Origin of the sequence: Streptomyces sp. NPDC090108 (genome assembly GCF_044747185.1) — a bacterium.
GTDB lineage: Bacteria > Actinomycetota > Actinomycetes > Streptomycetales > Streptomycetaceae > Streptomyces.
Window position 1 is genome coordinate 647,988 of sequence record NZ_JBIVDQ010000003.1, and the last position, 26,449, is coordinate 674,436.

The 26,449-nt window shown below is 73.3% G+C and carries 24 protein-coding genes; 9 read left to right on the plus strand and 15 right to left on the minus strand.

Annotated features, from left to right (window positions below):
* The 3 genes from ACIPRD_RS13075 to ACIPRD_RS13085 all read right to left on the minus strand — a co-directional run bounded on the left by ACIPRD_RS13075 (position 1) and on the right by ACIPRD_RS13085 (position 3,311).
* A complete protein-coding gene (locus tag ACIPRD_RS13075; protein WP_356401569.1) occupies positions 1-1,026 on the minus strand; it encodes a cytochrome d ubiquinol oxidase subunit II in 1,026 nt (341 codons plus the stop codon).
* A complete protein-coding gene (locus tag ACIPRD_RS13080) occupies positions 1,027-2,460 on the minus strand; it encodes a cytochrome ubiquinol oxidase subunit I (protein ID WP_401562661.1) in 1,434 nt (477 codons plus the stop codon).
* Between the two features lie 182 nt (positions 2,461-2,642).
* A complete protein-coding gene (locus ACIPRD_RS13085) occupies positions 2,643-3,311 on the minus strand; it encodes an alpha/beta fold hydrolase (RefSeq protein WP_356401565.1) in 669 nt (222 codons plus the stop codon).
* A 230-nt stretch (positions 3,312-3,541) separates the two neighbouring features.
* Here ACIPRD_RS13085 and ACIPRD_RS13090 point away from each other — a divergent pair, with 230 nt between their 5' ends.
* Entirely contained in the window at positions 3,542-4,126 is a 585-nt protein-coding gene (locus ACIPRD_RS13090) for a sigma-70 family RNA polymerase sigma factor (protein ID WP_356401563.1), read from the plus strand.
* Positions 4,123-4,875, plus strand: a complete 753-nt coding sequence (locus tag ACIPRD_RS13095) for an anti-sigma factor domain-containing protein (RefSeq protein WP_401562663.1) — start codon at positions 4,123-4,125, stop codon at positions 4,873-4,875. Before ACIPRD_RS13090 ends, ACIPRD_RS13095 begins: the two co-directional genes overlap by 4 nt.
* Before the next feature lie 39 nt (positions 4,876-4,914).
* On the opposite strand, the gene ACIPRD_RS13100 is transcribed toward ACIPRD_RS13095, so the two are convergent.
* The 6 genes from ACIPRD_RS13100 to ACIPRD_RS13125 all read right to left on the minus strand — a co-directional run bounded on the left by ACIPRD_RS13100 (position 4,915) and on the right by ACIPRD_RS13125 (position 11,843).
* Entirely contained in the window at positions 4,915-5,712 is a 798-nt protein-coding gene (locus tag ACIPRD_RS13100) for a DUF1295 domain-containing protein (RefSeq protein ID WP_401562665.1), read from the minus strand.
* The gene (locus ACIPRD_RS13105) at positions 5,709-7,019 is read right to left on the minus strand and encodes a class I SAM-dependent methyltransferase (RefSeq protein ID WP_401562667.1); all 1,311 of its coding nucleotides are present in this window, start codon (positions 7,017-7,019) and stop codon (positions 5,709-5,711) included. The genes ACIPRD_RS13100 and ACIPRD_RS13105 overlap by 4 nt, the downstream gene beginning before the upstream one ends.
* Positions 7,016-8,362 carry a class I SAM-dependent methyltransferase gene (locus tag ACIPRD_RS13110; RefSeq protein WP_401562669.1) on the minus strand — a complete coding sequence of 449 codons (1,347 nt, stop codon included), beginning with the start codon at positions 8,360-8,362 and terminating at the stop codon, positions 7,016-7,018. Before ACIPRD_RS13110 ends, ACIPRD_RS13105 begins: the two co-directional genes overlap by 4 nt.
* Positions 8,359-9,156, minus strand: a complete 798-nt coding sequence (locus ACIPRD_RS13115; protein WP_356401552.1) for a DUF1365 domain-containing protein — start codon at positions 9,154-9,156, stop codon at positions 8,359-8,361. The genes ACIPRD_RS13110 and ACIPRD_RS13115 overlap by 4 nt, the downstream gene beginning before the upstream one ends.
* Positions 9,153-10,499, minus strand: a complete 1,347-nt coding sequence (locus ACIPRD_RS13120) for an NAD(P)/FAD-dependent oxidoreductase (protein ID WP_401562671.1) — start codon at positions 10,497-10,499, stop codon at positions 9,153-9,155. The genes ACIPRD_RS13115 and ACIPRD_RS13120 overlap by 4 nt, the downstream gene beginning before the upstream one ends.
* A 666-nt stretch (positions 10,500-11,165) precedes the next feature.
* On the minus strand, positions 11,166-11,843 hold the full coding sequence (locus ACIPRD_RS13125; RefSeq protein ID WP_356401550.1) for a uracil-DNA glycosylase: 678 nt from the start codon (positions 11,841-11,843) through the stop codon (positions 11,166-11,168).
* Positions 11,844-12,144: 301 nt separating this feature from the next.
* On the opposite strand from ACIPRD_RS13125, the gene ACIPRD_RS13130 reads away from it, so the two are divergent.
* Together ACIPRD_RS13130 and ACIPRD_RS13135 are read left to right on the plus strand one after the other, a co-directional pair.
* Complete coding sequence (locus ACIPRD_RS13130) at positions 12,145-13,197, plus strand: N-acetylglucosamine kinase (protein ID WP_401562673.1); 1,053 nt, start codon at positions 12,145-12,147, stop codon at positions 13,195-13,197.
* Positions 13,198-13,339: 142 nt separating this feature from the next.
* A complete protein-coding gene (locus ACIPRD_RS13135) occupies positions 13,340-14,263 on the plus strand; it encodes a hypothetical protein (RefSeq protein ID WP_356401546.1) in 924 nt (307 codons plus the stop codon).
* Positions 14,264-14,574: 311 nt separating this feature from the next.
* Here ACIPRD_RS13135 and ACIPRD_RS13140 read toward each other — a convergent pair whose 3' ends face one another.
* Together ACIPRD_RS13140 and ACIPRD_RS13145 are read right to left on the minus strand one after the other, a co-directional pair.
* Positions 14,575-15,606 (minus strand): lactonase family protein, encoded by a 1,032-nt coding sequence (locus ACIPRD_RS13140; protein ID WP_401562675.1) that lies wholly within the window; start codon positions 15,604-15,606, stop codon positions 14,575-14,577.
* Between the two features lie 95 nt (positions 15,607-15,701).
* Complete coding sequence (locus ACIPRD_RS13145; RefSeq protein ID WP_401562677.1) at positions 15,702-17,189, minus strand: FUSC family protein; 1,488 nt, start codon at positions 17,187-17,189, stop codon at positions 15,702-15,704.
* Between the two features lie 267 nt (positions 17,190-17,456).
* Here ACIPRD_RS13145 and ACIPRD_RS13150 point away from each other — a divergent pair, with 267 nt between their 5' ends.
* Both ACIPRD_RS13150 and ACIPRD_RS13155 read left to right on the plus strand, forming a co-directional pair.
* Positions 17,457-17,933: an Lrp/AsnC family transcriptional regulator gene (locus ACIPRD_RS13150; RefSeq protein WP_356401539.1), complete on the plus strand. Its 477-nt coding sequence runs from the start codon at positions 17,457-17,459 to the stop codon at positions 17,931-17,933.
* Between the two features lie 233 nt (positions 17,934-18,166).
* Positions 18,167-19,663 carry an MFS transporter gene (locus tag ACIPRD_RS13155; RefSeq protein ID WP_356401537.1) on the plus strand — a complete coding sequence of 499 codons (1,497 nt, stop codon included), beginning with the start codon at positions 18,167-18,169 and terminating at the stop codon, positions 19,661-19,663.
* Positions 19,664-19,864: 201 nt separating this feature from the next.
* Here the strand turns inward: ACIPRD_RS13155 and ACIPRD_RS13160 are convergent, their stop codons facing one another.
* Entirely contained in the window at positions 19,865-20,698 is an 834-nt protein-coding gene (locus ACIPRD_RS13160; RefSeq protein ID WP_401562679.1) for a LysR family transcriptional regulator substrate-binding protein, read from the minus strand.
* 58 nt (positions 20,699-20,756) lie between these two features.
* Here ACIPRD_RS13160 and ACIPRD_RS13165 point away from each other — a divergent pair, with 58 nt between their 5' ends.
* The 3 genes from ACIPRD_RS13165 to ACIPRD_RS13175 all read left to right on the plus strand — a co-directional run bounded on the left by ACIPRD_RS13165 (position 20,757) and on the right by ACIPRD_RS13175 (position 22,615).
* Positions 20,757-21,158: a DUF5997 family protein gene (locus tag ACIPRD_RS13165; RefSeq protein ID WP_356401533.1), complete on the plus strand. Its 402-nt coding sequence runs from the start codon at positions 20,757-20,759 to the stop codon at positions 21,156-21,158.
* Between the two features lie 361 nt (positions 21,159-21,519).
* Positions 21,520-21,735 (plus strand): DUF4177 domain-containing protein, encoded by a 216-nt coding sequence (locus ACIPRD_RS13170; RefSeq protein ID WP_356401531.1) that lies wholly within the window; start codon positions 21,520-21,522, stop codon positions 21,733-21,735.
* Between the two features lie 235 nt (positions 21,736-21,970).
* Entirely contained in the window at positions 21,971-22,615 is a 645-nt protein-coding gene (locus tag ACIPRD_RS13175) for a hypothetical protein (RefSeq protein ID WP_401562681.1), read from the plus strand.
* A gap of 222 nt (positions 22,616-22,837) precedes the next feature.
* Here ACIPRD_RS13175 and ACIPRD_RS13180 read toward each other — a convergent pair whose 3' ends face one another.
* From ACIPRD_RS13180 to ACIPRD_RS13190, 3 genes are all read right to left on the minus strand, one after another.
* Positions 22,838-24,352 (minus strand): DEAD/DEAH box helicase, encoded by a 1,515-nt coding sequence (locus ACIPRD_RS13180; protein WP_401562682.1) that lies wholly within the window; start codon positions 24,350-24,352, stop codon positions 22,838-22,840.
* 184 nt (positions 24,353-24,536) lie between these two features.
* Positions 24,537-24,740: a cold-shock protein gene (locus ACIPRD_RS13185; protein ID WP_356401525.1), complete on the minus strand. Its 204-nt coding sequence runs from the start codon at positions 24,738-24,740 to the stop codon at positions 24,537-24,539.
* Positions 24,741-25,008: 268 nt separating this feature from the next.
* Entirely contained in the window at positions 25,009-26,445 is a 1,437-nt protein-coding gene (locus ACIPRD_RS13190; RefSeq protein ID WP_401562684.1) for a serine hydrolase domain-containing protein, read from the minus strand.
* Positions 26,446-26,449: the final 4 nt, after the last annotated feature.

Here is a 26,449-nt window from a genome sequence, read left to right on the forward strand (position 1 = left end):
TCACAGGGTCCCGGTGGGTGGTGCCGGATGGTCTCCGACTCCGACGCTGCCGCGTTGGCTGAGCCGGAACAGCAGGATGATGGACGGCAGGATGAGGACCGCCGCGATGCACGCGACGGCGACGACGACGGCGAGCGTGGCGTCGGGTGCCGCCGCCTCGTTCACGGTGAGGTGGGTGCCCAGGAGGTAGGGGGTCTGGGCCACGCCCCAGCCGCACACGACGAGCGCCACGGCGGCCGCCGCGGTCTCCCGCAGACCGCGCGTCCGGTCGGTCCACAGGAGCACGAGGCCCGCGATCCCGCAGACGGCCGCCACCACGATCAGCGGCAGCGCCGATCCGCTGAGCTCGTCGAAGAGCCGGGGGGAGTCGGCCTGGAGGACGAAGATGCCGGCGATGCTGACGGCACCGGTCACCGCTCCGGCGGCGAGGGCCCTGAAGCGGTAGTACCGGCGCAGGGCGGGGTCGTCGCGGCGCTTGGCCTCGACGACCAGGTAGGTCGCGGCGAGGTAGGCGCAGGAGAGGACCGCGAGCACGCCGCCGAGGATGCTGGTGGGGTTGACCCAGCTGGACACGGCGTCGCCGCCGCCCTCCGTCGGCACGCGTCCCGAGGCGAGGCCGCCCGCGATGGCGCCGAAGCAGTACGGCGTCAGGACCGAGGAGAACGCGAAGGCCGCGCCGTACAGCCGCTGTTCCGGTGTCCGGATGGACGCCTTGCGGAACGCGAAGCCCGCTCCGCGCAGCACGATGCCGAGCAGGGCGAGCAGCAGCGGGATGTACAGCGTGGTGGTGATGGCGGCGAAGGCGGTGGGGAAGCCGGACCACAGGACCACGAGGCAGTAGATGAGCCAGGTGTGGTTGGCCTCCCACACGGGGGCGAGGGAGTAGTCGATCAGCTTGCGGGGATCGTGCCCGCGCCGGGCGCCGCCCGCGATGAGGTCCCAGAAGCCGGCACCGAAGTCCGCGCCTCCGAGGAGGGCGTAGGCGACGACGCCGATGAACAGGAACACTGCCACGACCTCGGCCATTTACAACACCTTCCCCACACGGTCGCGCCGGGGCCTGTGCACCTCTTCGGGGCCGTACGGCACGTGCACGGCCTCGTCGCCCTGCTTCTGCCAGCGCTTCTTCATGGAGTGCAGCACCCACAGGGCCCCGGTGCCGACGGCGGCGTACAGGACGACCACGACCGCGAGGACGGGCCACAGATTGCCCTCGGTCGTCACCGCGTCCCTGGTTCTGAGCAGTCCCACGACGATCCAGGGCTGGCGGCCGACCTCGGTGACCACCCAGCCGCTCTCCAGGCTGAGGATGGAGACGATGCCGCAGATCGAGGCGGCGCCGAGGAACCAGCGGTTGGTCTCCAGGGTGTGCCGGCGCTTCCACCACAGCCACAGGAACCACACGGCGACGGCCAGCAGGAGCATGGAGGTGCCGACCATGATGTCGAACGCCCAGTGCACGATGTTGACCTGCGCGGTGGTGGGTCTGACGTCCGCGGGGACGGAGTCGAGTCCCTGGATGGTGGTCGAGGGTTTGAACCCGGCGAGGATGGAGGCCACCTTCGGGATGGGGATGCCGTACTGGACCTTGCCGTCGATCAGTACGCCGCCGAGCGTCTCGGGCACGTTGTTGCCGGTGGTGGGGAGCAGTTCGATCGCGGCGAACTTGGCGGGCTCCTCGTCGAAGACCTGCCGGGCGATCGTGTCCCCGACGAAGATTTGGATGGGCACGGCGATCGCGGCGGTGACGAAGCTGATCAGGAAGCCGAGCCGCTGGTAGTGGCCGCGCCTGCCCCGGATCATCCCGATCGCGTAGACGCTCGCCACGACGAATCCGGCGACGATGTAGGCGGCGAGGAGCATGTGCCAGAACTGGAGCCAGAAGGCGTTGTTGAAGAACACCTCGGCCGGCCGCACGGAGACGACCTTGCCGTCGCGCATCGTGATGCCGCCGGGCTGGTTCATCCAGCTGTTGGCGGCGATGACGGCGGCGGCTCCGCCGACGCTGGCCAGGGCCACGGGGACGCCCGACCAGAAATGCGTCCAGGGGCGCATCCGGTCCCAGCCGTAGATGTAGATCGCGACGAAGATGGCCTCGAGGAAGAAGAACAGGCCCTCGATGGCGAACGGGAACCCGAACGCCGAGCCGTACGTCTTCATGAGACCGGGCCACAGGATGCCCAGCTCGAAGGAGAGGACGGTGCCGGTGATGGCGCCGACCGCGAACAGGACGGCGGCGACCTTCGACCACCGCCGGGCCAGCAGCAGCGCCGTGTCGTCGCCCTTGCGCAGGCCCCGGTAGTTCGCGATCAGCATCAGGCTGGTCAGCGCGACCCCGAACGGCACCAGGATGATGTGGAAGCCGAGCGTGAAGGCCATCTGCTCCCGGGCCGGCAACAGCTGATCGGGGTCCGCGGCGGCGAGCACCATGGGGTACGGAACCAGGTCGGCAATCGTCATGGAGGGGACCTCGCCTTCTCCTGAGTCGCTCCGCGAGGCTGCGAATGGATCGGCAGCCCGTCGCGTCTCCGTTCGGGGACACCCGACCCGGTTACTCACATTTCACTTACACCATGCCATTCGGTTGCACCTCATGACATATCGAAGAGGTGGCGCGTGAGGGTTCAGGAGCGGCGGCAGCGCTACACGACGGCCCGTGTGGCCGCCAGCAGCTCGGCCACCGTGGAGTCCGCGGCGCGGTGCCAGGCGGCAGGATGCCGGAGCATGGCGTGGTCGCCGCCGGCCAGGAGGCTGACGTCGGCGCGGGCGCCGGCGTCCCGGGCCCGCCGGACGTACGACACCGAGGCGCGCGGATCGGTGATCCGGTCGCGGTCCCCGTGCAGGACCACGACGCGCTTGCCCTGGAGATGGGCCACCGGCTCGCCGTCCGGGCACCAGGGGGCGAGCGCGAGGACGGCCCGGACCTCCGGTGCGGCCGCGGCGCGCAGCGCGGCCCTGCCGCCCATGGAGTGGCCCACGAGGACGACGGGGACGTCTCCGGCCAGCCGGGCGAGTTCGCCGAGCGCCCGCAGGGTGTCCTGGACGGGGTCGGCCGCGTCGTCGTTCCAGCCCCGGACGCGGTAGCGGACCTCTCCCACGAGGACGTCGCCGTCCGGGACCGCCGCCGAGACGGACCGTACGAACGGCCTCATCCGCAGGGCGGCCAGCTGCCAGGGGCGCGCGGGGGCCAGACTGTCGGCCTTGCCGCCGTGCAGGAACAGGACGGCGGCGCGGACCGGCCGGGCTGCGGACCGCACCACCAGCGCGGCCTGCGGGCCGTCGGCACCCGGGGTGGCTGTCCTGCCTGTCATGGGCTCTCCTTCTGTGATGTCGATCTCACCGGGCCGGTCCGCCGCCCTCCGCTCATCCGGAGCGGGCAGGTGCGCGGAAGTGACCGGGGCGGGGCCGGATGCTCGCGTCCCTCGCTCACCACGACCGCACCAGGGGGTGCGTCCGCGACTTCGACGGTACGGGGACCAATCCGCGGACCCCTCGGTGTCGGATTACGCGGGCAGTCACCCCCACCACGGAGGAACCCTCAGTGAAAGAAGCCGTGTACATCGGCCGCAACCCGTCTTCGGATCCTGATCTGCGGGAGCTGATGGGTCAAGTGGCGCTCGGCGACGAGCAGGCGTTCGCCTCCGTCTACGACGCCGTGGTGAATCCGGTCCTGGGTGTCGTCCGCGCGGTGCTGCGCGACCAGGCGCAGTCGGAGGAGGTCGCCCAGGAGGTCCTGGTGGAGGTGTGGCGCACCGCTCCGCGGTACCGGTCCGACCGGGGCACCGTCATCAACTGGATCCTCACGCTGGCGCACCGCCGGGCCGTCGACCGGGTGCGTTCCGTCGACGCCGCGACCGCGCGGGACCGCAAGGCGGCCCTGTTGGACCGGACGCCGGAGTACGACCATGTGACCGAGCAGGTGGAGGCCCGGCTGGAGCGGGAGCAGGTGCGGCGGTGTCTGCGCACCCTGACCGGTCTCCAGCACCAGGCCGTCACCCTCGCGTACTACCGGGGGCTGACCTACCGCGAGGTCGCGGAGGCGCTGACGCTGCCGCTGGGCACGGTCAAGACCCGCCTGCGCGACGGTCTGATCCGGCTGCGCGACTGCCTGGGGGTGACCGCGTGATCACCGCCGATCTGCACACGATGACCGGGGCGTACGCCCTGCACGCCCTCTCCGACGAGGAGTGCGAGGCGTTCGAGCGCCACCTGGCCAAGTGCGAGCCGTGCCGGCAGGAGGTGGCCGAACTGACCGCCACCGCGGCCCGGCTCGGCCTCGCCGCCTCCGTGACGGCCCGGCCCGAGCTGCGGGGACTGGTGCTGGACCGCATCACCGGTGTGCGCCAGGAGACCCCGGGCGGCCCGGACCCGTCCCGCCGCAGCGCCGCGGCACCCCAGACCCGTGCGCTGTCCCGCTGGGCGCTCGCCGCGTGTCTCGCGGCGGCCGCGACGCTCGGCGGTACGACCGTGTGGCAGCACGAGAGGGCCGAGGACGCCCTGGTCCGTGCCCAGCGCGCCGAGCAGGGCGCGGACGGCATCGCCGCCGTGCTGGGCGCGCCGGACGCCAAGGTCCGGGCCGCCGCGCTGGGCGACGGGGCGTCCGGTTCCGTCGTGGTCTCCCGCAGCCGCGACCGGGCCGTGTTCGTCGTCTCCGGGATGGCGCGGCCGCCGCACGGCCGCGTCTACCAGCTGTGGTTCGACGACGGCGGGACCATGCGGTCCGCCGGTCTGATGCGGTCGGGCAGCACCGACCAGACGGTCCTGCTGCGCGGTGCCGTGGACCGGGCCTCGGGCATGGGGATCACCGTGGAGCCCACGGGCGGTTCCCCGCGGCCGACGTCGGCGCCGCTGGCTCTGCTGAAGTTCCCCGCCTGACGCGAAGGGCCCCCGCCGTGACCGGCGGGGGCCCGCTCCTCACCGGGGCGGCAGGGGGAAGAAACCGCTGGTCCGGGCCACGTACTCGGCGTAACCGGGACGGCCCGCCATGTGCTGCTCCAGCAGCCGTTTGCCGCTGCCCCTGATCAGCAGGACGCTCATCACCAGGGGCGAGACGACGGAGACGGCCGCCGCCGCCGTGGAGTCGCAGGTGAGCAGGAACAGCCCCCACCACACGCAGAAGTCACCGAAGTAGTTCGGGTGCCGGGTCCAGCGCCACAGACCGCGGTCCATGATCTTCCCCTTGTTGGCCGGATCCGCCTTGAACCGGGCGAGCTGCGCGTCCCCGACCGACTCGAACAGGAACCCGAGCACCCACAGGGCCGTACCGGCGACCGCCACCGCCGTCATCGGACCGGGCACGTACTGCGCGGCCTGGACGGGCAGCGACACCAGCCAGACCAGCGCGCCCTGGAGCAGGTAGACCATCCGCAGGGCGTACAGGTTCCGGTTGCCCGGCGCTCCGGCCAGCAGCTTCTCGTAGCGGGGGTCCTCGCCGTGACCGCGTCCGCGCCGGGCGATGTGCACGGCGAGCCGTGTGCCCCACAGGGCCGTGAGCACGGTGACCAGCACCCGCCGGCCGGGGTCGCCCGTGCCCGCCGAGGCGGCGCAGGTCACCACGGCGACCGCGGTGAAGCCGAGCCCCCAGGCGACGTCGACGATCCGGTGCAGGCCGAGGCGGAGGGCGGCCAGGAAGGTCACCAGCATGACGCCGAGGGCGGCAGCGGCGGCCCACCCGAGGTTCAGGGCGAAGGCGCCCCACGGAAATGCGTTCATGACAGGTCCAGTCCCCGGTACCAGTCCTCCGGCGTCACGGGGACACCGCTGCCGCCGTCCCGCGTCGGCCGGACGCCCAGGATCTGGTCGACGCCCATGCGCCGCTCCTCGAAGGCCAGGGCTCCGCCGACCAGGTACAGCCGCCACACACGCGCGGTCTCCTCGCCGACGAGCCGCACGACGTCGTCCCATCGCTCTTCGAGCGTGCGGTGCCAGGCGGCGACGGTCCGCACGTAGTGCTCCCGCATGGACTCCACCGACCGGACCTCCAGCCCCGCGCGCTCCAGCAGCCCGACGGTGTCCCCCAGAGGCCGCATGTGCATGTCGGGCGCGATGTAGGCCTCGATGAAGGCCCCGCCGCCCGGCGCGTCGGCGCCGCGCGACATCTGCTGCACGAGGACCCGCCCCCGTGGCCGCAGGAACCCGTGCAGGGCGGCGGCGAAGGCCGGGTACTCGGCGTCTCCGACGTGCTCGCCCATCTCCACGCAGGAGACGGCGTCGTAGCCGCCCGCGGTGATGTCCCGGTAGTCCTGGCAGACCACCTCCACCCGGTGCTCCAGGCCGCGTTCGCGTACCTGTTCCCGGACGTGCGCGGCCTGTTCGCGGGCCAGGGTGACGGCGGTGACCTGCGCCTTGTGCTGCTCCGCGGCGTACAGCGTGAGAGAGCCCCAGCCGCAGCCGACGTCGAGCAGCCTCGCTCCCGGGACGAGTCCCAGCTTGCGGCAGATCAGTTCGAGCTTGGCGCGCTGGGCGGCGGCAGCGGTGAAGCCGGGATCCTCGCTCGCCCAGTAGCCGCACGAGTAGGCCATCGTGTCGTCGAGGAGCAGCCGGTAGAAGTCGTTGGACAGGTCGTAGTGGTGGCTGATGGCGGCACGGTCGCGGGCCTTGGTGTGCACTCCGCCGCGCAGGCGCGCCTGGGCGGCGGGCACGGGCGGCCGCGGGCCGACGGCTCCGAGCCGTACGGCCGTGGCGAGTGCCCGCGCGCGGTCGGCGGGCGCGAGCCGCGGGGCGTGCAGGCCCCGCTCGCGCACGGCTGCCCACATGGTGCGCAGCCCCTGGGCCAGGTCGCCCTCGATGTCGATCTCGCCGGTGACATAGGCCTGGGCCAGGCCCAGTTCGCCGGGCTGCCACAGCAGGCGGCGCAGGGCGCGCCGGGAGCGGACGACGACGGCGGGTGCGCCGGCCGGGCCGGCCTCGCTGCCGTCCCAGGCGCGCAGCCGGACCGGGAGGGGGCCGCCGAGCGCCTCCTCGGCCAGCCCGGCGATCCGGTGGGCGGCGCCGGGCCGGGCGGTTCGTGCGGTGCTCATCGGTCGGTGTCCTCCTTGGTGAACAGGTACTGCTGGACGTCGAGGTACCCGGAGCGGAACCCGGCCTCGGAGTAGGCGAGGTAGAAGGTCCACATCCGGCGGAAGGTCTCGTCGAACCCGAGGGCGTCCACCTCGTCGGCGCGCGCGGTGAACCGCTCCCGCCACAGGCGCAGCGTCTCGGCGTAGTGCGCGCCGAAGGGCCGGCGGTGGGTGATGTCCAGCCGGGTGTGGGTGCGGACGGTCTCGGCGACGGCCTCGACGGAGGGCAGCAGACCGCCGGGGAAGATGTACTTCTGGATCCAGGTGAAGGTGCCCTGGCTGGCCAGCATCCTGTCGTGCGGCATGGTGATGGCCTGGAGCGCGGCCCGGCCTCCGGGGACGAGGCGTTCGTCGAGCGTGCGGAAGTACTCGGGCCAGAACTCCGCGCCGACGGCCTCGATCATCTCGACGCTGACGACGGCGTCGTACGTGCCGCGCGCCTCGCGGTAGTCGCACAGTTCCACGGTGACGCGGTCGGTGAGGCCGGCCTCGGCGATGCGGGCGAGGGCGAGTTCGCGCTGTTCGCGCGAGAGCGTGAGCGAGGTGACGTGCGCGCCGCGCGCGGCGGCCCGGATCGCCAGTTCGCCCCAGCCGGTGCCGATCTCCAGCACCCGCGTCCCCTCTCCGACCCCGGCGAGGTCGAGGAGCCGGTCGATCTTGCGGTGCTGGGCGGGGACCATCAGGTCCCAGGCGGCGGGAAGTCCGCGGAAGATCGCCGAGGAATAGCTGAGGGTGTCGTCGAGGAAGAGGGCGAACAGGTCGTTGGACAGGTCGTAGTGACGGCTGATGTTGTCGCGGGCGCCGTCGGGGGTGTTGCGCTGGGCTCCGGGCTGGCGCGGGGCCCACAGAGCGCGCAGCCGCTGGAGCGGGGCCGGGATCAGGTCCGCCGCGTTGCCGGCGAGGACGGTGAGGGCGGCGACGAGGTCGGGGGCGTCCCACTCGCCCGCCATGTACGACTCGCCGAAGCCGATCAGCCCGTGCCGGCCGACACGGGCGTGGAACGCCTTCGGGTCGTGGATCTCCAGGACGGGCCCGCCCAGACCGGCCGGGGCGCCGTCCGCGAACCGCACGTCCAGGGGCAGCCGGCGCAGGGCGCGGCGCAGGAGGGCGGCGGTGACGGCGGTGCGGGCGGCGGAGGAGCGCGCCGGCGCGGCCACGTCCGGCCAGCGGTCCGGGTCGACGGCCGCGGGACGGGGCGTCGTCGCGGCGGCGGCCTCGGGCGGGGCCGTGGGCGAGGGGATGCTCGCGGCCGTGGGGTGGACGGCCCGTCGCCGGGTGGCGGAACGGGTCTCGGCTGTCCTCATGCGGTGTTCTCCGGGCTGTGGTGGTGGGGACGCGGCTGGACGGGCAGTCCGCGCAGGTAGAGACGTATGCCGTGCAGACGGATGGCGGCGGACACGGCGAGCGTGGACAGCGGCCGGCGCAGGGCGAGGCGCAGCAGGGACGAGGCGCGCATCTCCTCGCGCTCTCCGCGCACGGTCGCGGTGAAGGGTCTGCCGCCTTCCCTCTCCAGGTGGACGGTGAGGTCCAGCCGTCGCTCCGGCCGGGGCAGCCGCATGCGGTAGCGGCCGTCGACGGGGAAGAACGGGGAGACGTAGAACTCCTTGTCGGTGCGGAACTCCTCGGCGGTGCGGGACTTGGTGCCGGTGCGCAACGTGGCGTCCGGGCGGGATCCTGCGCCGGGGAGGTCCATGGCGTCCGGGCCCAGCAGGTAGGAGTGCCGTTCGCCATAGGTGTTGTGGACCTCGGCGACGACGCAGCGCGGTGTGCCGTCGGGGTCGTGGCACCAGTAGAGGGTGAGGGGGTTGAACACATGGCCGAACACCCGCGCGTGGGTGAGCATCACGACGGGGCCGCCGTCGAGGTGCACGCCGTGGCCGGCGAGGAAGGCGTCGAGTCCGGCCCGGATGGACGGCTGCTCGCCGGTGAAGTGGTCCCGGGGGTCGAAGCGGGCCAGCAGCCTGAGCGGGAAGGGGAGTTCGGGCGGATGTCCGGGGTCGACGAGCCACATGTAGGTGCGGTGCCGGAGCGTGTACCGCAGCGGCGAGGAGCGCACGTGGGTGACCGTGCACGGGTACAGGGCGGGCGGCGCCGTCACCACGCCACCCCCAGCGTGGCGGCGGCCACCGCTCCGGAACGGCAGCCGTCCTCGTGGAAGCCCCAGCCGTGATAGGCGCCCGCGTAGGCGGTGACGGCGGTGCCGAGTCCGGGCAGCCTGCGCTGCGCGGCGACCGACTCGGGGGTGTAGACGGGGTGTTCGTAGACCATCCTGGCGAGCACCCGGTCCGGGGCGACGCGGTCCTCGCCGCCGAGCGTGACGACGTAGGGGTCGGGGGCGGTCAGCCGCTGGAGCCGGGTCATGTCGTAGCTGACCCGGACCTGGCCGGCGCCCGCGTCGCAGGAGGGCATCAGGTAGTTCCACGAGGCACGCGCGCCCCGGGCCCGTGGCAGCACCGTGGTGTCGGTGTGCAGGAGCGTGGTGTTGCGCGAGTAGCGGAACGCGCCGAGCACCTCCTTCTCCTCGGGGGTGGCGTCGGCCAGCAGGGCGAGGGTCTGATCGGGGTGGACGGCGATGACGACGGCGTCGTACGACTCGCTCGTGCCGTCCTGGGTGGTGATGTCGACGCCGTCGGGGTGCCGTCGCAGGGCGCGGACCGGGGCCGACAGGCGGACCTCGTCCAGCGTGGCGGCGACGCGGTCGACGTAGGTGCGCGAACCGCCGGTGACGGTGCGCCACAGCGGTGAGCCGCCGACCGAGAGCATGCCGTGGTGCTCCAGGAAGCGGAACAGGTAGGCGGCCGGGTACCGCTGCGCGACGGCCGCGTCGCAGGACCAGACGGCGGACACCACCGGGGTCATGAAGTGGGTGCGGAAATAACGGGAGAAGCCCTCACGGTCCAGGAACTCCCCCAGCGTGAGCGCGTCCTGTCCCTCCCGCTGGAGCAGCCGGCGGGCCGACCGGTGGAAGCGGGGCACCTCGGCCAGCATCCGCAGGTAGGCACCGCGTACGGCGTTGCGCGGCTGGGCGAACAGTCCCGCGGGGCCCCGGGCGCCCGCGTACTCCAGGCCGCACCCCTCGCACCGCACCGACATGCTCATCTCCGACTCCTGCGTGGCGACGCCGAGTTCGTCGAAGAGGCGCAGGAGGTGCGGGTAGGTACGGCGGTTGTGGACGATGAACCCCGAGTCGACGTGGTGCGTCGCGCCGCCCGGCGCCGGCAGCGCGTGGGTGTGGGCGTGTCCGCCGAGCCGGTCGTCGGCCTCGAAGAGGGTGACGTGATGGGCGCGCCGGAGCACGTAGGCCGCGGTCAGTCCCGCGACTCCGCTGCCGATGACGGCGGTGCGCGGTCGTCCGTCGCGACCGGCGTGCCTGTCACCGCCCTTCGCGAGGGGCGTCCCCCTCTCCCCCGTACGTGGCGCTTCCCCTGGCACGCGCGACATCGCTTCTCCTCCCGGTCGGCCGCTGACGCGGATCTCGCGCGTAATCCGGAGCCGCGGCCCGGGCGGATTGGCCGAAGCCGGACCGATTCCGGAAACGGATCCGCCCTTGCCGTCCGGTCCGCGGGTCTGCCGGCCCGGCCACGGGGCAGGGGGGTGCGCGTTCCGTTCAAGCGGTAGTTCCGGAGCCGTGCACCGATCGGATGCCGGACGCGGCGATCCCGGGAGACACGGGGTGCGCGCCCGGCGCAGGGGGGTGTGATGAGGCCGGGGAACGGTATGGGGTCACGGGGTGCGCGTGAGGCACGGGGTCACGGCGTGCGCGTGAGGCACGAAGTGCGCGTGAGGCACCGGGTGCGCGTGGGGCACGAAGTGCGAGTGGGGTCTCGTGTGCGGAGGCGGCGCGCACGAAGAGGGAAGCGTCGGCCGAGCGGACGGAGGAGACCGCCGGTCAGGGAGACCCTGGGCGGAGCGCCGGGCGCCGAAGTTCGCGTGCCGGCCGGCTCGGCCGTCGTACACGGGACGCGCGGCCCGGTGGGATGTCCTGGGACGCGAGGAAGGCGAACGGGATTTTCATCCGCCCGAGTGAGCGGCGGGAGGCCGGCGGCGGGGCTCCGGGGGGTGCCGTCAGGGCACCCCCCGTGCGAGCGCTCCGCCGCCGGTGACCGCTTACGGCAGTCGCCAGTCCACCGGCTCGGCACCCTGCCGGACCAGCAGCTCGTTGGCCTGGCTGAACGGGCGCGAGCCGAAGAAGCCCCGGTCGGCGGAGAGCGGCGAGGGATGCACCGACTCGACCGCCGGGTGGTCGCCGAGCAGCGGGCGCACCTTGCGGGCGTCGCTGCCCCAGAGGATGGACACCAGGGGCTTGCCCCGGGCGGCCAGAGCGCGGATGGCCTGCTCGGTGACCTCTTCCCAGCCCTTGCCCCGGTGTGCGCCCGCCCGGCGCGGAGCCGTGGTCAGCGCCTTGTTGAGCAGGAGCACGCCCTGCCTGGTCCAGGGGGTCAGGTCCCCGTTGGACGGCCGGGGCAGACCGAGGTCGGTGTTGAGCTCGCGATAGATGTTCTCCAGGCTGCCCGGCAACTGCCGCACCTCCGGTGACACCGCGAAGCTCAGTCCGATCGCCATTCCCGGTGTCGGATACGGGTCCTGACCGACGATCAGGACCTTGACGTCGTCGAAGGGCTGCTCGAACGCCCTCAGGACATGCGCTCCCGCGGGAAGGTACGTCCGGCCGGCCGCCACTTCGGCGCGCAGGAAGTCCCCCATGGCCGCGATGCGTCCGGCCACCGGCTCCAGGGCCTTGGCCCAGCCGGTCTCAACAAGTTCGCTCAAGGGTTTCGGTGCCACAACGCGTCACTCTACTGGCCCCCACCGACAAGCCATATCAGCAGATCGGGTGCCGCCCGGGGCGTCCGGAGCGCCGGGGCCCGCGCGACGGCCGCCCCCGGGCGCTAGTCTTCGTCCCCGTCGACGTCAGCGAACGGCCGGACCGGATCCCGCGGTCGGTCTTCGAGGAGGAGGGAAGACGGTTGCGCCCAGCGCTCGCACCGCTCCACCGCACCCGCCCCGCCGCACCATTCCACCGCGTCCGCCCCGCCGTACCGCTCCTTCACCGCGGACCGGGCCGGCCTGAGCGGCGGCTCCTGCCGTGACCGTCGCCGGATATCTCGCCGTGGACTCCGGAGGATCCGGCCTCCGGGTCGCCGTCGGCGTGCCAGGGCACGCGCCGGTGGCCCAGGAGAAGTCGCGGGAGCCGGTCCGTACCGGAGCGCGGGGCATCGACCCCGGTCACCTCATGGAGCAACTTCTCCCTCTGGCACACGCGTTGAGAGCGCGAGCCGGGTTGCACGAGCTGGGGACGGCGGTCGTGGGGGCGGCCGGGTTCGCCACCCTCGGCGACGCCCTGCGCGCCGAGCTGCCGGGCGCTCTCGCACGTGAGCTGGGAGTGCGGACCACGGCACTGGCCGCCGATGCCGTGACGGCCTACGCCGGTGCCCTGGGCCCGCGTCCGGGGGCGGTGATCGCGGCGGGCACCGGGATGATCGCGATCGGCACGGACCTGACCCGCTGGAGGCGTGCGGACGGCTGGGGGCACCTGCTGGGCGACTGCGGCGGGGGTGCCTGGATCGGCCGGGCCGGACTCGAGGCCGCGCTGCGCGCCCATGACGGACGCGACGGCGGTTCGGCCGCGCTGCTGGTCCGCGCGGAGGAGCGGTTCGGCCCCCCGCACGGGCTTCCCGGGCAGCTCTACCCGCGCGGCGACCGTGCCGCCGTACTCGCCTCCTTCGCGCCCGAGGTGGCTGCCTCGGCCGCCCATGACCCCGTCGCCGCGGCCATCCTGCGCACGGCGGCCCGGAGCATGGCCGAGTCGGCCGCCGCCGTCTTCCCGGACGCCGGGAAGGGCACGGGCACGGAGGCGCGGTCAAGGGCAGGGACAGGGCCCGGCTCCGAGGCACCCCCGGAGCCCGGACCGGAGGCTGCCGAAGTGGCCCTCACGGGCGGCCTCTTCCACCTGGGAGACCCTCTCCTGGTCCCGCTGCGCGAGGAGTTGGCGCGGCTGTTGCCGCAGGCCAGGCAGGTCACGGCGGAGGGCGACCCACTGCACGGCTGCGTCCGGATCGCGGCCGCACTGGCCGCTGGAGACCTCGCGCTGCCCGGTGAGCCGGCCATGCTCCATGTGGTCACGGTAAAAGGGGATTGAGTCCGCCGACAGCCGAAGTGTCCGTCATGTGGCGGGAAGACGGGATGTCCGCCCGCAAGTCATCAGACAAAAGCGGACGGATACCGCTCACCTGCACCCTCCCCGAACAGAGCAGCTCAGGAAGCCAGTAACATGCGGCGCCATGAGCTCCCCCACTGGGCCCGAGTCCGGCCTGCCAGTACGAATGCCGCGACCCCGCCAGCCCGGACGGCACCGCCGACCGGAACCGATGGTCGCTCCCGAGGACGCCCCTGCGCTCGTCCTCGCGGTGCCCGGCGTGCCCAGCGCCGCCACGCGCAGCCTCGCCGAGGAGGTCGTGAGCATCGCGCGCTCCGAGCTCCCCGGCCTGAACGCCCGCATCGGTTATCTCGACGGGGACAGCGACGAGTTCCCGTCCCTCCGCTCCGTCCTGGCGCGCGCCGCCGAGGAGCGCACCGCCCGTTACGAGCAGGCCGTCGCGGCGGGCTCCGAGGCGAAGAAGCCCGACGGCCCGGTCGGCGTGGTCGTGCCGATGCTGGCCGGCCCGGACAACTCGCAGCTGCGCCAGATCCGTCAGGCCGTGATGGACAGCCGGGTCGCCGCCGACCTGGCCGACGTGCTCGGCCCGCACCCGCTGCTCGCCGAGGCGCTGCACGTGCGCCTGTCCGAGGCGGGCCTGGCCCGCGCCGACCGCGCCCGGCTGTTCACCGTGGCCACCGCCGCGGACGGCATCATCCTGGCGTCCGTGGGCGGCGAGGAGGCCGTGCAGGCCGCCGGCATCACCGGCATGCTGCTCGCCGCGCGCCTCGCCGTCCCGGTGATCGCCGCCGCCCTGGACCAGGAGGGTTCGATCTCCTCCGTCGCCGAGCAGCTGCGCGCCTCGGGCTCGCAGCAGCTGGCCCTCGCGCCGTACCTGATCGGCCCGGAGATCGACGCCGCGCTGCTGACGGCCGCCGCCGAGGAGGCGGACTGCGCCGCGTCCGAGGCGCTCGGCGCCTACCCGGCGATCGGCAAGCTGGTGCTGGCGAAGTACACGACCGCCCTGGGCATCGCCCCGCCGCAGCCGCAGGGCGCCCCGGCGCACTGAAGCACACAGGCACCCCGTACGACACAGGGCCCGCTCCGGAGACCGGAGCGGGCCCTCGGCCGTGCGGGCAGCCTCCGCAACGCGGCCCGGCCCCGCGACGCCGCCGGACGCCCGGGCCTGGCCGCAGGAGCGCCCGGACTCCAGAACGACCGGTACGGCCCCACGCTCCAGAACGGCCGCTACGGCCCCGGGATCCAGAACAGCCGGTACAGCCCTCCAGAACAGCCGGTACAGCCCCGCTCTCCCGGACCTGCCGAGACAGGCACCTCAGGCTCCAGGACCGCCCCGGCCCGCCACGCGGGCCCAGGCCCTCAGCCGAAGACGACGCAGGAGGCCGCCGGGACCCGCACGGAGCCGTCGTAGCGGGGCAGGCCGGTCCGTTCGTCGGCCTCGAACCACGTCACGTCGCCGGAGCGCTCGTTGGCCGCGTAGAGGAATCCGGCGTGCTGGGCCAGGGCGCGCGGCCAGTGGCCGCCGCACGGCACGGTGGCGGTGAGCCGGAGTCCGTCGCCCTCGGCCGCGAACACGGACAGCACGTCCTCACCGCGGGTCGCGGTCCACACGTGGCGGCCGTCCGGCGACACGACGATCCCCGAGGGGTACGCGTCACCGGCCGGGGCGCCGGGGAGGACGGGGACCTCGGTCAGCGGCTTCAGGGCGCCCGTAGCGGCGTCCCACCGGCACACGGTGACGGTGGGGGTGAGTTCGTTGACGACGTAGGCGTGCTCGCCGTCCGGGTGGAAGGCCAGGTGGCGCGGGCCGGAACCGGGGCGCAGGGCGATCTCGCGGTGCAGGACGGGCACGCCGCCCTCCAGGGTGCACACGCGCACCGAGTCCGTGCCGAGATCGACGCTGACGGCCCACCGGCCGCCGGGGGCGGACTGCACCTGGTGGGCGTGCGGGCCGCGCTGACGGCGGTCGTGCGGACCGGAGCCGGTGTGCTGGAGCAGCCCGGAGGGCGCGGCCGCGAGGGTCCCGTCCGGGCGCAGCGGTACGGCGGTGACGCTGCCGGAGCCGTAATTGGCCGTCAGGACGTGTCCGCCGTACAGGCCGAGGTGGGTGGGTCCGCTGGCGCCGACCGGCACGGGCGGTCCGGCGGGGGCGGGCTTGTCCCCGCGCAGCCGATAGGCGGCCACGGCGCCCTCGGCGGTCTCACTGACGGCGTAGAGCATGTCGCCGTCGTCCGACAGGGCCAGGTACGAGGGGTCGGGCACGGTGCCGAGGCTGCCGGTGAGGACCAGTGCGCCGGTGCCGGGACGGACGTCCGCGATGACGAGTCCGGGTCCGCCCGCCGCCGTGAACGACCCGATGAACGCCTTGTGCCGCCTGCCGGTTTCTGCCACTGCTGTCCCCTTTCGGTCCGCGCCAGTGCCGACGGTAGCAGTCGGTCATCCTCGGTCTAGACCAAATGGAGGAGGGCGGGGTGCGGCGGGACGGGTCAGGCGCCGACCAGCACCGGGCCCGACGGCACCCGGAGGGGTTCCGCCAGATCGGCGAGGGCCCTCTCCAGGCCGTGCAGGTGGGCGAGGGCGGGCTCGTCGGGCACGCCGGCGGGCCGGTGGACGGGTCCTGAGCCCTCGGTGAGGGCCAGCACGGAGGCCTCCACCCGCAGGCAGGCGGCCGTGAGCCGGGCGTCGTGCGAGGCCACGGGGTCGGCAGCGACGGCGGCCAGACCGCGGATCTCGCGGGCGCAGTCGTCCAGGAGGGCGAGGACCCTGCGGGCGCGCCGCTTGCGGCCCAGCAGCGGGTTCAGCGGGTGCACCAGCGGCGCGACCGCGAGCCCGACCCGGCCGAGCAGCCGTTCCAGCTCGCCGAGCCGCCGCGCCGGGGCGGCCGTGGCCGAGCCGGCGAGCCGGGCGGCGGCCTCGGCCGTGCAGGCGTGCACGCAGAGCAGGGCGCGCTGGATCCAGGCGTCGGTGATGGCGTGGGTGGTGACCGGCAGCACGACCAGCACGGCGAGCGCGGCCCCGAGGGCGCCGACCCCGGTCTCGGCCACGCGCAGGGCGAGCAGGCCGGGGGTGAGGATGCCGAGCAGGCCGTAGAGCGACTCGGCGAGCAGGGTCACGCTGAGCATCATCCAGGTGTACGACACGGCGGCCGAGTAGAAGATCCCGAAGACGGCGACCGCGAGGAGGGCGACGGTGGGGACGGTCGCCCCGTGCACGGGGATGACGACGAGCAGTCCGAGGGCGATGCCGATCACGGTGCCGAGGATCCGCCGGAAGCCGCGGATCAGCGTCTCGCCGCGCGAGGCGGTGTTCACGAAGACCCACCAGGTGGCGCCCACCGCCCAGTACCAGCGCTGACCGGACACCACCTGGCCCACGCCGAGGGCGAACGCGGCGCCGACGACCGCCTGGACCGCCTGCCGGGTGGTCACGCGGGCCAGGCCGGTGCCGGCGGGCGGCGCGGGGACGAGGGGCGGGGCCAGCCGGCGCTCGTAGCACCACAGGCCGAACCGCGTCGCCGCCGCGCTCAGCACCGACAGCAGGACCGCCTGGTAGAGCCCGGGCAGCTGCTCGGGCGTGGCGTGCAGGAACTGGGCGGCGAAGAAGGTCATGAACGCGAACACGCCGAGGCTGTGTCCGCGCGCACCCCAGCGGCGGGCGTACACGCCCGCCCCGACCACGGCGAGGAACGCCAGGTCCCGGGCCACCGGGTAGGCGTGGAGCTCGGCCGCCAGGGCTAGCACGGGCACGCCGACGACCGGCAGCAGCGCGGTGGTGACCGCCTGTCCGCGTACGGTGGCGTCGGCGACCGTGAACAGGGTGAGCAGGGCGGCTAGGCCGCCGGCGATCGCGCCGACGAGCGTCTGCCCGGCGAGCCCGCACACGACGACCGCCAGCCCGATGCCGAGCACGGCCCGCGCGGCGAAGCGCAGCCGGATCCGCCCCGGGTCCGGCGCCACGAACATCCTCTTCAGCACTGCTGCCCGCCCCCTTGTGGCCAACCGCATGGAAAAAGGCGCCGCGAGAATCCGCAGCGCCGTCGACATGTCCATGAGAGCATCGCTGACCCTGTTGGCTCAACCGAGGTCCGGATCGCTGGGCCATTGGACCAGCTCTCGTCCGCGATCTTCAGCCACGGCGGAGCCAACGGACCAGGTCGCGGCCCATCCGGTGGGTCGGGGTCGCTGAGCCATTGGTACAGTCCGCATGGATCGACGACACGCACGAGGAGGCCGGAGACCCCCATGGCCGTGGACGAGCTCGACACCCGCATCCTGCGGCTGCTGCTGGAGCAGCCGCGCACCAGCGTCCGGGAGTACGCCCGCATCCTCGGCATCGCCCGCGGCACCCTCCAGGCCCGCCTGGACCGGATGGAACGGGAGGGCGTGATCACCGGCACGGGCCCCTCGCTCTCCGCGCCCGCGCTCGGCCATCCGGTGCTGGCGTTCGTGCACATCGAGGTCACCCAGGGCCATCTGGACGACGTCGGCGACGCGCTGGCCGCCGTGCCGGAGATCGTCGAGGCGTTCTCCGTCACCGGGAGCGGGGATCTGCTGGCCCGGGTGGTGGGGCGGGACAACGCCCATCTCGAGGACATCATCCAGAAGCTGATCAGCCTGCCCGGAGTGGTGCGCACCCGCACCGACGTGGCCCTGCGCGAGCGGGTGCCGTACCGGATGCTGCCGCTGGTGGACGCGGTGGGACGGGCGTCGCGGACCTGAGGGTCCGGGGCCGGAACGCGACCGGCGCCGGAGGGAACCGGCCGAGGGCGGTACCAGGGCGGGACCCGGAGGAAGGCGGGACGGGGCGAGGGCGGGACGAGGCGAGGGCGGAGCCAGGGCGGCCCCGGACGAAGGCGAGACCGGGGCGGGGGCGGGACCAGGGCGGGCCGGCGGGTGCTGTCGGGCGTGATCTCCGGCGTGCGCGGGCGGCCCGGCCTGCATAGCGTGATCGTATGACTACAGTCGAGACGCCTCCGGTCGCTGCCGACCCGCGCCGCTGGAAGGCACTCGCGGTCTGTCTGACGGGCGGCTTCATGACGCTCCTCGACAGCTCGATCGTGAACGTGGCGCTCCCCTCGATGGAACGCGGCCTGGGCGCCGACGCGGCTCAGGTGTCCTGGGTCGTCTCGGGCTACGCGCTCACCTTCGGGCTCACCCTCGTCCCGGCGGGCCGCCTCGGCGACATGCGCGGGCGGCGTACGGCCTTCCTGTTCGGGCTCGCCCTGTTCACGCTGTCCTCCGTCGCGTGCGGACTCTCACCGGGCGCGGGCTGGCTGGTGCTGTTCCGGCTGGTCCAGGGCGCCGTCTCCGGAATCGTCGCTTCGCAGACGACCGGGCTGATCCAGCAGATGTTCCAGGGCGCCGAACGCGCCCGGGCGTTCGGCATGCTGGGCAGCGTCGTCGGGATCTCCACGGCGGTCGGGCCGCCGGCCGGCGGCCTGCTGATCGAGGCGTTCGGGGTCGAGGACGGCTGGCGCTGGGTGTTCTACGTCAACCTGCCGATCGGCGTGGCCGCCTTCTGCGCGGCGCTGCGGCTGCTGCCGCGCACACCCGCGTCACCGGCCAGGAAGGAGAGCGTGGACCCGCTCGGAGTACTGCTCCTCGGCGCGGGCGTGCTCGCGCTGATGCTGCCCCTGGTGCAGGAGCAGCAGTGGCCCGGACGGGAGAAGTGGGCGCTGCTGCCGGTGGCGGCGCTGCTGCTGGCGGCGTTCTGGGCCTGGGAGCGGCGGCAGGAGCGGCGCGGGTCGGCACCACTGCTGGACCTGTCGCTGTTCTCCCTGCGTTCCTTCTCGCTGGGCTGCCTGCTGAACCTCGTGTACTTCGCGGGCTTCACCACGGTGTTCTTCGTCTACACCCTGTTCCTGCAGAACGGCCTGGGTTACGGCGCGCTCGGTGCCGGTCTCGCGTCGCTGCCGTTCGCCGTCGGATCGGCCGCGGGCGCGGCCCTCGGCGGGCGTCTGGTCGTACGCCACGGGCGCAAGCTGGTGATCCTGGGCCTGAGCGGGGTGGCGGTCGGCCTGCTCGCGGTGATCGTCGCCGTGCAGGCGGTACCGGGCCGCGGCGCGGCGTGGGCGGCCGTGCTGCCGCTGCTGGTCGCCGGCCTGGGCTCCGGTGTGACGATCTCGCCCAACACCACGCTCACGCTCAACCGGGTGCCGGTGCGGCGCGCGGGAGCGGCCGGCGGGGTCCTGGTCACGGCCCAGCGGATCGGCTCGGCGGCCGGAATCGCCGCGGTGGGCGCGGTGTACTTCGCCCACCTGGCCAGTCACGGCAGCCCCACCACGGCCCTTCAGCTGGGCCTTCTCACGGCTCTGGGCATCATCCTGGTGGCGCTCGCGCTGGCCGTCGCCGACCAGCGCGAGCGGCGGACCCGTCCGGAGCCTTCTGGCGTGGCGCCGGAGCCGGTGGCGGCGGGAGCCGCGGACGGGGGCGCCGCCCGGGAGCGGTGAGGGACGTACGGCGCCCCGCCCGGAGAACGGTGAGGACCTACGGCGCCCCGCCCGGAGAACGGTGAGGACCTACGGCGCCCCGCCCAGAGAACGGTGAGGACGTACAGGGCCTCGCCCGGGAACGGTGGGGACGTACGCGGCCTCGCCCGGGAACGGAACGGTGGGGGGCGCCGAACGCCCCAGGGGCGCGGAGACGCGGGGTCAGGACCGCCCGCGCGGCTTCCCCCGCTTGGCCCCGGACGAGCCGGAGCGGCCCCGTGCGGCACGGGGCGCCTGCTTGCCCCCGCCGGACTTGGCGCCGCCCGACTTCGCTCCGCCGGACTTCGCTCCGCCGGACCTCCCGCCACCGGCCTTCGCGGCCGACGGCTTCTTCTGTCCGGATCCCGCCTGCTTGCGCTGCTCAGCGGCCGCGGGCGCCGTCTGCGTACGGCCCCGGGAGCTGTTCACCGTGCGGCCGCGCACGATGCCGATGAAGTCCTCGACGAGGTCGGTGGTCGCCTCTTCCGGCCAGGACAGGGCGACGCTCGACTCCGGACCGTCGACGAGCGTGCGGTAGGTGAGGTCCTTGCGGTGGTACAGGCGGGCCAGCGACTGCGGCACGACCAGGAGACCGACGTTCGCCGCGACCAGATCGACGGCGTCGGCGGTGGTCGCGGGGCGCTCGAAGGCGGGCTCGCCGGGCGGGCTGTCCCAGTCGAAGACGTCGTCCAGCGGGTGGAAGAGCACCTCGTCGGCGAGGTCCTCCAAGGTCACTTCTTCGGCCGCCGCGATCAGGTGGTCCTTGGGGACGACGACCACCGTGGTCTCGGTGTAGAGCGGGATCGCGCTGAAGAACGTACGGTCCACGGGCAGCCGTACGAAACCGGCGTCCGCGTCACCCGAGCGGAGCAGCCCGTCCGTCTCCTCTGCCGGGACCTGGACGAGGGCGAGCGGGATGTCCGGCCGGCGCTCGTTCCAGATCCGCGCCCATTTGGCGGGCGTCACTCCGGGTACGTACGCGAGCCGGAACGACGGTGTTTCCTCCGAGCCTGTCACCAGGCCAGGTTACCGGCCGTGGTCGGATCCCTCGCACGCGGCCGATACTCTTGACCTCATGAGTTCGCAGCAGAGCAGCCAGACGATGAAGCCCGCCACCGCGGCGAAGAAGCTGGGTGTGTACCTCCCCGCCACCCCCGCAGCATTCCAGGAGGGTGTCGTCTCGCGCGCCGAACTGAACGAGCTGCAGAGCAACCCGCCCGAGTGGCTGCGCGAGCTGCGGGAGAACGGCCCGCACCCGCGTCCGGTCGTCGCCGCCAAGCTCGGTGTGTCCATCGCCGGCCTGGCGCGCGGCGGTGTCACCGAGGCGCTGACCACCGAGCAGATCGAGGCGATCAAGCAGGAGCGGCCCGAGTGGCTGGAGAAGGAGCGCGCCACCCAGGCCGACGTCCGCAAGGAGACCGTGCGGATCAAGAACCAGAAGAAGGAGCAGCAGGAGAAGGGCTCCGAGCAGGACTGACGCCTCTCGGCTGATCCGGGTGCCCCTTCCCCCACGCGGGGCGGGGGCCCTCGTCTTTTCCCCGGCCGGCGCACTCAGGGGCTTTCCCCGATCGGGGCGCTCAGGGGCTTTCCCCGGGCAGGGCGCTCAGGGTCCTTTCGCGGGGCCGGACACGCACGGTCTCCTCACGGGGCCGGCCGCTCCGGGCCGGTCGCACGCCTTCCGGGCGGAACCCCCGCACGGACGCGCGAAGTTGTGTCCCCCGACCGCACGACCCGCGTCACGCGGAACGGTCCCCACCCCGCTGTGTACGGCGGCACCGGACGGTGATTGGCTGTCCTCGTTCTCCGTCGATCACTCCGTCCATGGGAAGGGCCCGCCAATGAGCAACCCCGCCGCTGTCGAGTACAAGGTCGTCACGTTCCGCGAGTCGTTGATCGGTGACGCGCTGGACAGCGACAAGCTGGAGAAGGTCCTGAACAAGCACGCCGAGGACGGCTGGACCCTGAAGGCGATCACGTCCGCCGACGTCAAGGGCCGCATCGGTCCCGGTGCGGTCGAGGGCCTGCTCCTCACGCTGGAGCGCCCGCGCGGCTGACGGCTCCGGGGCTCGCGCACCTCGTCGGGGACGGCGAGCCCCACCCCCCGTCCGGCAGCAGTGCTGTCCGGCCGTACGGCAGGTGACGGTCACTCCCACGCCCGCGCAGGACCGGCCCTCGCGCGTGATGAAACCGCGCCGCTCGAACAGGCGTCTTGGGTGCAGAACCGAGACCCCGTGGGCCAGTCGAGCCGCCCCGGGGCCGGCCGGACGCAGCAGGAGAGGCCGCTTCGAGATGAGAGTTCGGAACCGCTCCCTCTACCGCACCACCGCTCTGGGCCTGGCCGTCGCCGCCACGACGATGCTGCTCACGAGCTGCACCCACGGAGACGACGACACCGCGCGCGGACGGACCGGCGGCACACCGGACGTGACGCCGAGCGGCAGCCCGGACACGGCGGTGCACAGCCCGGAAGCCACCCGAGCGCCCTCCCCGTCGGCCGCGGCCTCCACGGCGGCCTCTCCCCCGGCCTCGCGCGGCGCCCAGGGTGTTCCGGCCGGGGCCCGCGGCTGCCGGTCGCTCCTGGCGTCGTCGGCCACGAAGGCGACCGTCACAGCGGCCTACCGGGGACAGTCCCGGCCGCCCGTCACCCACATCGCCCCGGTCAAGGGCACCTTCTTCTACGGCAGTTGCGACGGGGTCCGCTACGCGGGGATCCGCTTCCGGCTGACCGCCGGCAGCACGGAGGCGGAGCGGGTCACCCTCCAGGACGAGGGGGCCGGGATGAAGTACTTCGTCGCGCGCCCCGGGGCCGGCTGGCGCTACGTGGCCAGTGACGGTTTCCCCGCGCCCACCCACGGATGTGCCGACGTGTCCCAAATCCCGGACCGCCTGGCGGCCCTGTGGAACGACTGCCACTCCGCGGTGGACATGAGGTGACCCGGCGGCCGGCCCCTCCCCGGCGACCGGCCGGGAAACGACGGACCGCCCGCCGGGCCGGCCTCACCGGCCCGGCGGGCGTCGCGTCCGCGCGCGGCTGGAACCTTTCCAGGGCCCTACGGAGCCTCGATGGACACCGCGACCCCGGCAAGATCCGGAAGGCAGGCTCTAGGGGGCGTCTCTTCGATCTTCGCGGACCCACGAAGATCGGGGAGACGCCCCCTAGGCGCCGCGCCGGATGCGGGCGGCCTTGCGGGCCTCGGCGGTCTGGCGGGCCTCGGCGGCCTTGCGCGACTCGCCGCCGCGGCCGGGGCGTCCCGGCCGGGTGCCCATGCCGCGGAACGGGGCGCCGCCGCGCTTCGGGCGCTCCGTGACCGGCGCGGCGCCGCCGAGGGGAACACCGGAGGGAGCCTGGGCGCCGGTGATGCGGCTCAGCTCGGCCTCGCCGGAGCGGACCTGGGTGATCTTCGGCCTGATGCCCGCGGTGGTCAGGAGGCGGGCCATGTCCCGGCGCTGGTTGGGCAGGACCAGGGTGACGACGCTGCCGGACTCGCCGGCGCGGGCGGTGCGGCCGCCGCGGTGCAGGTAGTCCTTGTGGTCGCTGGGCGGGTCGACGTTGACGACCAGGTCGAGGTCGTCGACGTGGATGCCGCGGGCCGCGACGTTGGTGGCGACCAGGGTCGTGACGTCGCCGTCCTTGAACTGGGCGAGGGTGCGGGTGCGCTGGGGCTGCGACTTGCCGCCGTGCAGCGCGGCGGCCTTCACACCGCTGCCGCGCAGGTGCTTGGTGAACTGGTCGACGGCGTGCTTGGTGTCCAGGAACATGATCACGCGTCCGTCGCGGGCTGCGATCTCGGTGGCGGTGGCGTACTTGTCGGCGCCGTGCACCTCGAGCACGTGGTGTTCCATCGTGGTGACCGCGGCAACGGCCGGGTCCGTCGAGTGGACCACGGGGTCGTGCAGGTAGGCGCGGACCAGCTGGTCGATGTTGCGGTCCAGCGTGGCCGAGAACAGCAGGCGCTGGCCGTCGGGGCGCACCTGGTCCAGCAGTTCGGTGACCTGGGGCATGAATCCCATGTCGGCCATCTGGTCGGCCTCGTCGAGGACGGTGATCTTCACCCGGTCCAGGCGGCAGTCCTTGCGCGCGATGAGGTCGGCGAGGCGTCCGGGGGTCGCGACGACGACCTCGGCGCCGGTGCGCAGCGCGCCGGCCTGCCGGCCCATCGACATGCCGCCGACCACCGTGGCCACCCGCAGCTTCAGCAGCCGGGCGTAAGGGGTGAGCGCCTCGGTGACCTGCTGGGCCAGCTCACGCGTGGGGACGAGGACCAGCGCCAGCGGCTTGCGGGCCTCGGCGCGCTGCCCGGCCGTCCGCACGAGGAGCGCGAGGCCGAAGGCGAGCGTCTTGCCCGATCCGGTGCGGCCGCGGCCGAGGACGTCGCGTCCGGCGAGGGAGTTCGGCAGCGTGGCGGCCTGGATGGGGAACGGCTCGGTCACACCCGAGGTGCTCAGCAGGTTCAGCAGCTCGGCGGGCAGGTCCAGCTCGGCGAAGGACGCGACCGGGGGAAGGGCGGGGGTGACGGTGTCCGGAGCGGCGAACTCTCCCTGCGGCGCGACGGGTCGGCGCTTGGCGCCCGCCGGTGCCGCGCCGGTGCGGCGCTGACCCTGGGACCGGTAACGGTCGTCGGTGCGTCCCGAATTATTCGAACGATTATTCGTGCGGGCGAAACGGTTCATGGAGAAACTTCCTCGACGGGGCACGCATCGAGGAATTCACGGCTAATTGAGCCGAACGAATTGCAAGCACGAGCCGAATGCAGGATGGAGAAGAACGGAACCGGGAAGAAACATGTGCGGAAACAGCAGCAAGCTGGAGCCCCGCCCTGCGGCGGAAGCTCCAGCTACCTCGTACGCCTCGGCGTCAGGCGGGAGTGATGTTCTCCGCCTGCGGGCCCTTGGGGCCCTGCGTGACGTCGAAGCTCACCTTCTGACCCTCCTGAAGCTCACGGAAGCCCTGGGTGGCGATGTTCGAGTAGTGGGCGAAGACGTCGGGGCCGCCGCCGTCCTGCTCGATGAAGCCGAAGCCCTTCTCGGCGTTGAACCACTTGACGGTGCCAGTAGCCATGTCACATCTCCTTCGGGGCAGTGCCCTAGAGCTCACACCGTGTGATCTCCGCGTTGCGACAATGAACCCCGTCCGGATAAGCACCGGAGAAACAAAAATGCCCGACAACTTACAGTCGTCGAGGCACTTCATGTTTCGGGAACCACAACTGCAACTATGGTCAACCCTAGCACGGTACATACTTCACGACGACTTTTCGCCCACCCGCGTCCCGCTGGACATCACCCGCGCGGCACAATCCCGAGCGCGCCGAATACTCGTTGAAGGGTCAATTCCCGGATTGCGTACCGTGCGCCCCGGGCAGGGCGAGGCCGGGGTAGACCTGGTCGAGCACGGTGGGCAGCAGGGCGTTGGCGGTGGCGCGGCCGTCGGGCGCCAGGGTCAGGTTCGTCCAGATCACCAGCGTGACGTCGTGCTCCGGGTCATGTCCGACGAAGGAGTTGAAGCCGGGCAGCTCACCGCCGTGGAAGTACATCGAGGCGTGCGGGCCGAAGCGCTGGAAGGCGATGCCGTACCCGTACTTCTGTCCGTCGGGCGCGGCCGGGTCCTCGGCCTGCGGGCTGTCCAGCCACTTCTGCCGGGAGGCCGCGTCCAGGACCCCGCCGCTCACCAGGGCCCTGATCCAGGTCGCCAGGTCGTCCGCGGTGGAGACGGCGGCTCCGGCGGCCATGCTGTACGACGGGTTCTGGTGCGTGTAGTCCAGGGGCTTCAGTTCCCCCGAGCGCGCCGCCTCCCGCACGTCGGCGGGGTAGGGCCGGTCGACGAGCGCGTAGGCGGTTCCGCCGTACATGTACCCGTGCGCGTAGGGGCGCGGGAGGGAGCGGTCGCGGGCGGCGGGCAGCGAGGTCCCCGTCATGCCGAGCGGGGCGAACAGCCGGTCCCGGAACTGCTGGGCGAGGGGCCGGCCGCCGGCCTTCTCGGCGACCAGGCCGAGCAGCAGGTAGTTGGTGTTGCTGTACGCGTATGCCGTGCCGGGCGCGAAGTCCGGCCGGTGCCGGAAGGCGAGGTCCAGCATCTCCCGCGGGGTCACGGCGCGCCCGGGGTCCGCGTCCAGGGCCGACGCGAGTTCCGGGGCGTCGGTGTAGTTGTAGAGCCCGCTGCGCATCTTCAGCAGCTCCTCGACGGTGATGTGCGCGCCGCCCGGAACGCCGGGCACGTAGGCCGACACGGGGTCGCTCAGCCGGAGCCTGCCGTCCTGGGCGAGGAGGAGTACCAGGGCCGCGGTCATGGTCTTGGTGTTGGAGGCGATCCTGAAGTGGTCGGCCGTGGTGGGCGGCCGGGCCGCGCCCAGCTCGGTCGTGCCGACGGCCGCGCGGAAGGTTCCCTGCGGGGTGCGGAGCAGGACCACGGCACCGGGGACCATGAGCCTCTTCGCCGCGCGCGCCACCGCGTCCCGGAACGCGACCGGGTCCACGTGCTTGAGCTTCGGCTCCGCACGGCCGTACCCGTACGGGGCGGTGGCGGCATAGGTGTCCGGGCCGGTACCGGCGTGCATGTTCGGCCCGGTACCGGCGCTGGGCGCGTACGGTCCGGGGCCGGCGTAGGCGCTGGGCCAGGTACCGCCGTACCGGCTCGTCCTGATCGCGGAGACTGCCCCTGTGTCCAGCGGACCGGCCCACGACGCGGCGGGGGCCGGCCGCTCGGCGGGGCGGTCGGTGAGGCCCGGCGCCGGGGGCAGGGCGAGGCCGGCCAGGAGCAGTGCCACGCAG